Origin of the sequence: Xanthomonas albilineans, from assembly GCF_009931595.1 — a bacterium.
Lineage (GTDB): Bacteria > Pseudomonadota > Gammaproteobacteria > Xanthomonadales > Xanthomonadaceae > Xanthomonas_A > Xanthomonas_A albilineans.
Map to the genome: position 1 here is coordinate 2,590,958 of NZ_CP046570.1, position 10,385 is coordinate 2,601,342.

A 10,385-nucleotide genomic window follows, 5' to 3' on the forward strand; every position below is an offset into this window, starting at 1 on the left:
CAGCGCAGCAGTGGACAGGCGCCACGCGACAATCGCGCGCGGCCAAGCGCGCATCATGCGATAGAGTGGAACGGGATTGAATGGGTATTGCGGCATCCAATCGCCCGCGATGGGTGAGAAGGCAGTAGAGCGGCGCTGTCAAACGCAGCGTGCAACCTGTCGTTTTCTCGCCCCTGAAGGGCAGGCGCTTTCATCGTGCTTTTCGTCCAATGCCCGAGAAACCGACGAAGCACCCAATGCCTGACCAGGCTGAGTACTCACAACTGCCTCTCGGACACAGGGAATCCGCGCTGACTCATCCTCGTGCTTCCGTACTCCCGTACCATTGTCTTATTCCGATGGGGTCCACGCCCTGGGCGGTGGACAACCGCACGCAGCATGAACACGTTGAGTGAACCAGCGTGTTCCGACCTTACCCCACCGTGTCCGCGCGGCACGATTGCTCCTTTGCACTTCACAGAACATCCATGCAGAACAGCGAGTTAAAAGAACACACCCCCCTCATGAAGCAGTTCTTCGCCGCCAAGGCCGACTATCCGGACTTGTTGCTGTTCTTCCGCATGGGCGATTTCTACGAACTGTTCTACGACGATGCGCGCAAGGCCGCGCGCCTGCTCGATATCACCTTGACGCAGCGCGGCAGCTCCGGCGGCGCGCCGATCCCGATGGCCGGCGTGCCGGTGCACGCCTACGAGGGCTATCTGGCACGGCTGGTGGCGTTGGGCGAGTCGGTGGCGATCTGCGAGCAGATCGGTGATCCCGCGCTGGCCAAGGGGCTGGTCGAACGCAAGGTGGTGCGTATCGTCACCCCTGGCACGGTCACCGACGAGGCGCTGCTGGACGAACGCCGCGATACGTTGCTGATGGCCATCGCGCGCACCAAGCACGGCTACGGGCTGGCCTGGGCCGATCTGGCCGGCGGCCGCTTCCTGGTCAACGAGGTGGACAGCGAGGATGCGCTGGAAGCGGAACTGGCACGGCTGGAACCGGCCGAACTGCTGGTGCCGGACGAGGACCAGTGGCCAACATTTCTACGCGAGCGACGCGGTGTGCGACGACGCCCACCGTGGCTGTTCGACGCCGACAGCGGCCGCCGCCAGTTGTTGGCGTTCTTCCAGTTGCACGACCTCACCGGCTTCGGGATCGACGACCGGCCACGCGCCATCGCCGCGGCTGGCGCGCTGCTCGGCTATGTCGAAGAAACCCAGAAGCAGCGCCTGCCGCATCTGACCTCCATCGCGCTGGAAACCGCTGGCGAAGCCATCGCGATGAACGCGGCCACCCGCCGCCATCTGGAGCTGGACACCCGCGTGGATGGCGACACCCGCAACACCCTACTCGGCGTGCTCGACAGCACGATCACACCGATGGGTGGGCGCTTGCTAAGACGCTGGCTGCACCGTCCGCTGCGTCTGCGCGAGGTGCTGATGCAGCGTCACCACGCGGTCGGCACCTTGATCGACCGTGGCGCCGATACCGACCTGCGCGATGCATTCCGCGCACTCGGCGACCTCGAACGCATCCTCACCCGCGTCGCCCTGCGCTCGGCACGACCACGCGATTTCTCTACCTTGCGCGATGGCCTCGGCCTGCTGCCGGCGGTGCGCGCGATTCTGGCGCCGCTGGATTCACCGCGGCTGGCGGCACTGGCGGCGGAACTGGGCCAGCACGAGGAGATCGCACACCTGTTGGCCTCGGCCATCGCCGAACAGCCGCCGCTCAAGCTCAGCGACGGCGGGGTCATCGCCGCCGACTACGACGCCGAACTGGACGAACTGCGCCGGCTCAGCACCAACGCCAACCAATTCCTGATCGACCTGGAAGCACGCGAACGCGCCAGCAGCGGCATCGCCACGCTGAAGGTCGGCTACAACCGCGTGCATGGTTATTACATCGAAATCAGCAAGGGCCAAGCCGACAAGGCACCGGTGCACTACAGTCGACGCCAGACCCTGACCAACGCCGAGCGCTACATCACCGAGGAACTGAAGAACTTCGAGGACAAGGTGTTGTCGGCGCGCGAACGCGCGCTGTCGCGCGAAAAGCTGCTTTACGAAGGCCTGCTGGACACCCTGGGCGAGTGCCTGGAGCCGCTCAAGCGCGCCGCCGCCGCACTCAGCGAACTGGACGTATTGGCCGCTTTTGCCGAACGCGCGCAGGTGCTGGACTGGAGCCCGCCAGAACTGCAAAGCGACGCCTGCCTGAGTATCGAACGCGGCCGGCACCCGGTGGTGGAAGCGGTGCGCGAACAACCGTTCGAACCCAACGACCTGGACCTGCATCCGGGTCGACGCATGCTGGTCATCACTGGCCCGAACATGGGCGGTAAATCGACCTACATGCGCCAGAACGCGTTGATCGTGTTGCTCGCGCACATCGGCAGCTACGTGCCGGCGCGACGCGCGGTAATCGGCCCGATCGACCGCATCCTCACCCGCATCGGCGCCGGCGACGATCTGGCGCGCGGCCAATCCACCTTCATGGTCGAAATGGCCGAGACCAGCTACATCCTGCATCATGCCACCGCGCAGTCGTTGGTGCTGATGGACGAGATCGGCCGTGGCACCTCCACCTACGACGGTCTGGCGCTGGCCGACGCGGTGGCGCGCCACCTCGCCCAGCACAACCGCTGCTACACCCTGTTCGCCACGCACTATTTCGAACTGACCGCGCTGGCCGACGAGCCGGTCGAAGGCGGGCCCAGCGGCATCGCCAATGTGCATCTGGACGCGGTCGAACACGGCGACCGCTTGGTGTTCATGCACGCGGTCAAGGATGGCCCAGCCAACCGCAGCTTCGGCCTGCAAGTGGCCGCCTTGGCTGGCCTGCCCAAGGCCACGGTGGCGCAGGCGCGACGGCGGCTGGCCGAACTGGAGCAACGCGGCGGCGAGCACCATGCTGTGCAGATGGCACCACAGGCGCTGGACACGCCACAGCAGTTCGGCCTGTTCGCAGCGGCCCCCTCGGCCGCACAGGAAGCCCTGGCGGCACTGCATCCGGACGAGTTGACCCCCAAGCAGGCATTGGAAGCGCTGTACCGGCTCAAAGCCCTGCTCTGAACCTTGCCAGGCGCGCCCATAGCGCGTTCCTGGCAACGAGGATCGGCATGCCCATGCGCCCTTCGCGGTGTGCGAAGCCCTGGATACACTGTGTTATTTTATAACATCCATGCGCGTATCACGCTCCGCCAACGCCCCCATCCCGGCTCTTTGTGACGTTGCACCGCACGTCAACGCTGTCACCGTGCGTCGGCGCATGACACGCGCCGGCGTCGTCCTTGGCGTCCTGCCACGCTTCGCCTTGCCCCTCGCATTGCCATGGCCACCGGCGCGCGTCATGCCGACGTCCAGGCACAAAACGCGAGTGTGCGCCAGCACCGTCATCGCACTCCAGCAGGTAGGTTGCGGCCCATCGCCGCACGCAACGCTGCCAGTTTGTTCGCGCCCCTCGCTCGGTTGCCATGCCCGGCACCTGCGCCATCTCGCCATTCCCCCACGCACTTGCACCACTAGGCCCCCCCATGACTGCCACTCAAATTCCCGTCACCGTATTGACCGGCTTCCTCGGCGCCGGCAAGACCACGTTGTTGAACCGCATCCTCACCGAATCGCATGGGCACCGCTATGCGGTGATCGTCAATGAATTCGGCGAGACCGGCATCGACAACGAACTCGTCGTCGATGCCGACGAAGAAATTTTCGAGATGAACAATGGCTGCATCTGCTGCACCGTGCGCGGCGATCTGATCCGCATTCTCGATGGCTTGATGAAGCGGCGCGATTTCGATGGCATCCTGATCGAAACCACCGGATTGGCCGATCCCGCGCCAGTGGCACAGACGTTCTACGTCGACCCGGACGTCGCCGCCAAAACCCGGCTGGACGCGATCGTCACCGTGGTCGATGCGGTCAACCTGGCCACGCATCTGGACGAAGCACACGAGGCAGCCGAACAAATTGCCTTCGCCGACGTGATCCTGCTCAACAAGATCGATTTGGTCCAGGCAGCAGACCTGGAAGCGGTGCAGGCGCGCATCCGCAGCATCAATCCTTACGCGCGCATCCATCACAGTCAGCGCAGCGATGTGCCGCTGGATGCGGTCCTGGGTTTGAATGCGTTCACGCTGGAGCGCGTCCTGGAGATCGAACCGGACTTCCTCGACGAAGACCACGCGCATGTACACGAGGAAGACATCGGCTCGGTGTCGCTGCAATTGCACACTCCGCTGGATCCGTTGCGATTCGAACTGTGGTTCGGCGACCTGTTGCGCACGCACGGCACCGACATATTGCGCTGCAAGGGCATTCTGGAGCTGGCCGGCGAGTCGCGCCGCTACGTGATTCAGGGCGTGCATATGCTGACCGACGGCAATTTCCTCGATGCCTGGCCGGCCGGGAAGCCGCGCGTATCAAAACTGGTGTTCATCGGCAGAAACCTCGAACGCATGCAATTGCGGGAGGGGTTCAGCGCCTGCGCGACAGCATGAAGATGCCGTCGCAGCAACGCACCTCCACCTCCATCCCAACGCAGTCGGCCACCGGCTTCACCATGCAGGTCGACGCGGTGCCAGTGGCCGCGGTGATGTGCGGCACGCGATTGGTCACCGCCTGGGGCGATGGCAGTGTTCGCCGCTTCGCCAGGGAGCAAGCACCGGACCGCGTGCAGGTCCACGATGGGGCGATCCTGACACTGGCGGCCGATGCGACAGGCGGCCTGCTCAGCGGCGGCGACGATGGCGTGTTCGCGCATCTAGATGCCACCGGCCAGCAGGTGCTGGCACGTTTCCCCGGACAATGGGTGGAGCACGTCGCCGCAAGTGCCGACGGCCACTATGCCTGCGCCGTCGGTCGTCAGGTGCACCTGTGGCGGACAGACGGCAGCACGCAGGTCATGGACCACCCCTCCAGCGTCGGCGGCATTGCCTTCGATCCCAATGGCCAGCGATTGGCAGTGACGCACTACGGCGGCGCCACAGTCTGGACACACGCCCCCGGCGACTGGACACCCACGCCGCTGGCGTGTCGTGGCAGCCATCTCGGCGTCACCTGGTCGCCAGACGGCCGCTTCGTCGTCAGCAGCATGCAAGAAACCGCGCTGCACGGCTGGCGCGTGGGCGATGCATTGCAACTGCACATCGCCGGCTATGCGACCAAGGTGCGGCAGTGGTGCTGGGTCGGGACCAAGCCCTGGCTCGCCAGCAGCGGCGCGACGTCGGCCGTGCTGTGGCCATTCGATGGCATCAATGGCCCGATGCAACGCGCTCCGCTGACTTTATTCGATACCCCACAGCAGGATCTGGTCAGCGCGCTATGCACGCTCCCCGATCAACCGCGCATCCTGGCCGGCAGAACCGATGGCAGCGTCCTACTCGGCGAGCCAGCCACACCGGAGCGTTGGCATGTGCTGCGCCCCCCCGGCAACGCAGCGGTCGCGCTGCTTGCGATCCTGCCGGAACCGCATTGGCTGCTCGTCGTACACGACGACGGCCAGGCGCTGTGGATGCCGCTGCTGCTGCCATGAGCGCGCTGCCCCCGTCTGCAACTGTCGTCGGCCAACTGCACCACCATCGCAATGCGCGACCGACACCTACCTCCTCCGCTCCGATCACGCCCATGACTGACTGCCTCCTTGCTGTTGAAGGTTCTCCGCTCGCCGCCCGCTGCATTGGCATGCCCACGCAGCGTCTCGCGCTCGCCACGATGCTCGCTCTGCTGCCTTCGATCGCGATGGCGGCAGAGGACTCCGGCACGAAGCTGCAGACCCTGGACGAGGTCAATGTCCGCGCCGTTGGCGCGGACACCGCCCCGTTTCTGCCGACCGCCGGTCGGCTCGGGTTACCGCCCGCACAGACGCCCGCCACGCTCGATACGATCGATGGCGAGACCATGCAAACGCGCGGCGTGCAGAGCGTGGAGCGTGCGGTGCTGGCGCTCCCTGGCATCACCGCAGGCGGTTCGCCGGGCGATCTGTCCGACCTGTCGATGCGCGGCTTCACCGGCGCACAGATCACCATGCTGCACAACGGCCTGTATCTGGGGCCATCGGACATGGTCACGCGCCCGCAAAACACCTTCAATTTGCAATCGGTGGAGGTGCTCAAAGGCCCCGCGTCGGTGCTCTATGGGCAAGGCGCGATCGGCGGCGTCGTCAACGTGATCGACAAACAACCGCGTTTTGACCCGATCAGCAACGACCTGCTTGCCGGCGCATCGCGTTTCGGTGGTCGCGAGTTCGGCCTGGGTAGCGGCGGAAAACTCAACGACGTGCTCGCCTACCGGACCGACATCAGCCGACTGTCCTCCGACGGTTTCGTGCATGCCACGGGCTCGAACGTCCTCAACGCCAGTTCGGCCGTGCTGTGGCGGCCACGCGACAATCTCAGCCTGCAACTGACCGTCGATTACGCCAACGATCACCCGAGCACCTATTTCGGCACACCGTTGGTCCCGGTCGCCGCAGCCCACGCACCGCTGCGCGGCATCCTGCACAGCGCCGACGGCAGGGTGGTGGATGCGGCATTGCGCTACAACAACTACAACGTCACCGATGCGCGGATTTCCTCCCGGCAACTCTGGCCGCAGGCCACGTTGGTCTGGTCGCCGAGCGAACACATCACCGTGCGCAGCCTGTTGTTCGCGTTCGACGCATCGCGGCGCTGGATCGACGCGGAGAACTACGCCTACAACCCCGCCAGTGGGCAGATCGACCGCGATCGCTTCTTCGTCTTCCACCAACAGCACCTGTGGGGCAGCCAGACCAGCGTGACCTTCGACCAACCCCTGGGCGCACTGCCCAACCGATTGGTGGTCGGGCTGGATCACAACCACCTGCGCTTTGTGCGCGAGCGCGGCTTCCCGGATGGAGACAGCGTCGATCCCACACTACCCGGACCAACCGGGGTGTTCGGCATCCGCCAACCGCGGCGCAGTCCAACCACGTGGAACAACACCGCACTCTTCATGGAAGATGCGCTGGACGTCGATCCACGCCTGAAACTGGTGCTGGGCGGGCGCTGGGAAATCCTGGATCTGGACCGGCGTAACTTCGATGCCAATGGCCAGTTCCAGGCCGCGAGCAGCTTCACTCGCCGATATCGCCCCAACAACGCGCGCATCGGGCTGGTGTATGCACTGAGCCCCTCGCTGACTCCCTACCTGTCCTACACCACCGGCAGCGATCCGCCTGGCTCCAATATCTTCCTGGTCAATGCCGGCGAGGACTTCGGGCTCAGCCACGCGCGCCAGTACGAAGCCGGGATCAAGGCCGCCAGCAGCGAGCAACGCGCCAGTGCCACCCTGGCCGTGTACGACATCCGCCGCGACAACATCCTCACCTTGACCGGGCAAGACACGCTGGACAACGTCGGCGCGCAAACCTCGCGCGGCGTGGAACTGTCGCTGACGGCACGGCTCGGCGCGCACTGGGCGGTGGATACCAATCTGGCCTACACCGATGCCCGTTACCACAATTTCATCGACAACAACGGACTCGACGTCTCGGGCAACCGTCCACCCAACGTGCCACGCACCGTCTTCAACGTCGGCACCCACGTGGACAGCGTGGTCGGCCTGCCACTGGAACTCGGGCTCGACCTGCATCGCGTGGGCGCACGCGCGGGCAACCTCGCCAATACGCTGCAATTGGAGCACTACCTGCTCACCGACGCCTACGCCATCTATCGGTTCACGCCGTCGCTCACGCTGAGCCTGCATGTCGACAATCTGTTCGACAAACCCTACGTGCAGTGGGCCGATATCTACTATCCGCAGCAAGTGATGCTGGGCCAACCGCGCAGTTACGCGCTGAGCGTGCGTGCCACATTCTAGTCGGCGCGCCTGGGCACGACTGGCCTGGCTGCACCGCTGGCTAGGCGTGCTGCTGTGCCTGTCCTTCATGGTCTGGTTCAGCAGCGGGATGGTGATGCTGTTCGTGCCATTTCCATCGCTGCCGGACACGGCGCGTTGGTCGCACAGCGAACCGCTGGCGCTGGCGCAGGTCCGGATCGCGCCGGCGATGGCGCTGGCGCACAGCGGCGGCAATGCGGGCCTGCGCTTGCTTTCCGTCGCGGGGCAGCCGCGCTATGTGATTGCGCAGGACGCACAACTACGTAGCCTCGATGCACGCACCGGCGCCCCGCTGGGGCTGTTGAGCGCCGCGCAGGCCCATCTCGTGGCGGCGCGTTTCGGGCATGCGCCGGTGCGTCGATTAACCGGCCCCCTGGAAACAGACCAGTGGATCGTGCATCAACGCTTCGATCCCTGGCGGCCGTTCTATCGCGTCGACATGGACGACCCACAAGACACGACGCTGTATATCTCGGCACGCACCGGCGAGGTCATGCAGCGCACCCGTGCTATCGAGCGTCGTTGGAACTGGCTGGGCTCCATCCCGCACTGGGTGTACTTCACGGTATTGCGGCACGACTTCGGCGCGTGGGATCGCAGCGTGTGGTGGCTGGGACTGACCGCCCTGGTCGGCGCACTGACCGGCACCGCACTCGGCCTGTACCGCAGTTGGCACTATCGCCACCGCAACGCTGACGGCTGGTCGCCCTACCGCGGCATGTTGAAGTGGCATCATGGACTGGGCCTGGCGGGCGCCGTCATCGTGCTCGCCTGGATCTTCAGCGGTTGGCTGTCGATGGATCATGGCCGGCTGTTCTCGCGCGGCCAACCCTCGGCGCAAGCGCTGCAACGCTACGCGATGACCGACCTGCGCACAGCGCTGACCAAGGTCACGCCGGCCATGCTGCGCGCGTTGGACGGCAGCAGCGAGATCGACTTCCAAGTCGTCGGCGGCCAGGCCTGGGCGAGCGGATATGGCGGCAGCACCGCAACCGCCACGCTCGGCATCCAGGCCGATACCGGCGATGCACGCCTGCTGTCATCGCCGGAGCGCGCGCGCGCCATCCGCAGCGCGGCCCAGCATGCTTGGTCGGTGGCGGCAACGCCCAGACCACGCGACGACGCGCTGTATCGCCAAGCCGATGCCATTACAACGGATGCCTTGCGCATCAGCCTGGTGGCCCCGCAAGACGCCGAGCTATACATCGACACGCACTCGGGCCACCCCTTGCTGCTGCTGGACGCCAGTCGCCAAGCCTATGCCTGGCTGTACTTCGCCCTGCACACGACGCGCGTTCCGGGGCTGGTCGAATACCCACGTCTGCGCATCGCCCTGCAACTGCTGCTGTTGACCACCGGCTGGTGCCTGAGCCTGACCGGGACGATTCTGGCAGTGAAGCGGCTGCGTGCGACCGCGCGGCGGCGGCGCACGCGATGATTCGCCAGGATTGACTAGACGCCCTCGGAACAGCGCGAGGAATGGTGCCCGGTGATGAGCCAGCGCCCCTCGATCTCTTCGAAGGTGAACAGGAAACGCGCATTGACCGGCTCGCTGGCCCCGTTGCGCTCGAACACGAAGGTGTAAAGCCCACCGATCACCACCGTGCCGAGCTTGGCGCTGACCCGCTTATTCTGCACGGAGATGCCGCAACTGATCCCATCGGCCGCGAGGAAGGACGCAAAGTACGTCCGACGATCCTCGTCGCGACCGCGGATATCGTCAGACAGCGTCGGCACCAGAATGGCATCGGGCGCGTACAAGGCAAGCAAGGCATCGATGTCGCGGCGGCCCACTGTCTCGGCCCAGCAGATCAGCACCTTGCCCGCTTCGGTCAAGCAATACGCGGCGGTGCGCTCGACAACAGCGGAACGGCGATCGACAGGCCCAGCATCGGCGGTCATGGGGGAGTCCTGAGTTGTGGGGACGATGGGCGTATCGCCGTGGCGATGGTTGTTATTTTATAACAACTGAGGGCGGAGGCCATGCGAGTCGACGTCCCGCCAGTTTGAGTCGCCCCTTGGTTTGGAGTCCAATTCCCTATTGACCCGCCCCCAAAAACCGCTCCCCCACCATCCACTCGATCGCATCCAAATCCGGCAGCAGCGCACTTTGTTCGCCGAGTAATACGCGCATGTGCACGCCGGGAGGCAGGGTTTCTTCGGAGGCGTCGGCGAGCAGGCCGTCGCGTGGGACGGAAATCAATTGCGGGAAAGATTCGGTGGGCAGAGCGAAATACGGTAGTTGGGGATTACCGCCCAGCGCCTTGAGGACGACAACCTTGTTGTTGGCCGCCACCGCTTCGCCGCCGAGGCCGGTCAGGTGCGCGAACGACAGCAGCGGGACGTTCCAACCGTACCAGGCAATCTGACCAAGCAACCAAGGCGGGACGTCGGCCAGCGGTTGCACCGAGGCGCGCGACATCACTTCGGCGATGGTGGCGTTGGGCATCAGCAGGCGCTCGCTGCCCACCTGGATGAGGACACCGCGGATTTCGTCGTTGCTGGCGTAGCTGCTCATGAAGTAGGTCGTCCTGGAACCGG

General features: G+C 65.1%; 7 protein-coding genes. 5 read left to right on the top strand and 2 right to left on the bottom strand.

Annotated features, from left to right (window positions below; all coding sequences use genetic code 11):
* Positions 1-467: 467 nt before the first annotated feature.
* The 5 genes from mutS to XaFJ1_RS10850 all read left to right on the top strand — a co-directional run bounded on the left by mutS (position 468) and on the right by XaFJ1_RS10850 (position 9,282).
* On the top strand, positions 468-3,059 hold the full coding sequence (gene mutS, locus XaFJ1_RS10830) for a DNA mismatch repair protein MutS (RefSeq protein WP_012916712.1): 2,592 nt from the start codon (positions 468-470) through the stop codon (positions 3,057-3,059).
* Positions 3,060-3,520: 461 nt separating this feature from the next.
* A complete protein-coding gene (locus XaFJ1_RS10835) occupies positions 3,521-4,486 on the top strand; it encodes a CobW family GTP-binding protein (RefSeq protein WP_012916713.1) in 966 nt (321 codons plus the stop codon).
* Positions 4,483-5,520: a WD40 repeat domain-containing protein gene (locus XaFJ1_RS10840; RefSeq protein ID WP_012916714.1), complete on the top strand. Its 1,038-nt coding sequence runs from the start codon at positions 4,483-4,485 to the stop codon at positions 5,518-5,520. Before XaFJ1_RS10835 ends, XaFJ1_RS10840 begins: the two co-directional genes overlap by 4 nt.
* A 149-nt stretch (positions 5,521-5,669) precedes the next feature.
* The gene (locus tag XaFJ1_RS10845; protein ID WP_012916715.1) at positions 5,670-7,826 is read left to right on the top strand and encodes a TonB-dependent receptor; all 2,157 of its coding nucleotides are present in this window, start codon (positions 5,670-5,672) and stop codon (positions 7,824-7,826) included.
* Positions 7,813-9,282, top strand: coding sequence for a PepSY domain-containing protein (locus XaFJ1_RS10850; protein ID WP_012916716.1), 1,470 nt, complete (start codon positions 7,813-7,815; stop codon positions 9,280-9,282). Before XaFJ1_RS10845 ends, XaFJ1_RS10850 begins: the two co-directional genes overlap by 14 nt.
* A 14-nt stretch (positions 9,283-9,296) precedes the next feature.
* On the opposite strand, the gene XaFJ1_RS10855 is transcribed toward XaFJ1_RS10850, so the two are convergent.
* Entirely contained in the window at positions 9,297-9,746 is a 450-nt protein-coding gene (locus XaFJ1_RS10855; RefSeq protein WP_012916717.1) for a DUF4440 domain-containing protein, read from the bottom strand.
* A gap of 136 nt (positions 9,747-9,882) precedes the next feature.
* The gene (locus XaFJ1_RS10860) at positions 9,883-10,362 is read right to left on the bottom strand and encodes a chemotaxis protein CheW (RefSeq protein WP_012916718.1); all 480 of its coding nucleotides are present in this window, start codon (positions 10,360-10,362) and stop codon (positions 9,883-9,885) included.
* Positions 10,363-10,385 lie beyond the last annotated feature (23 nt).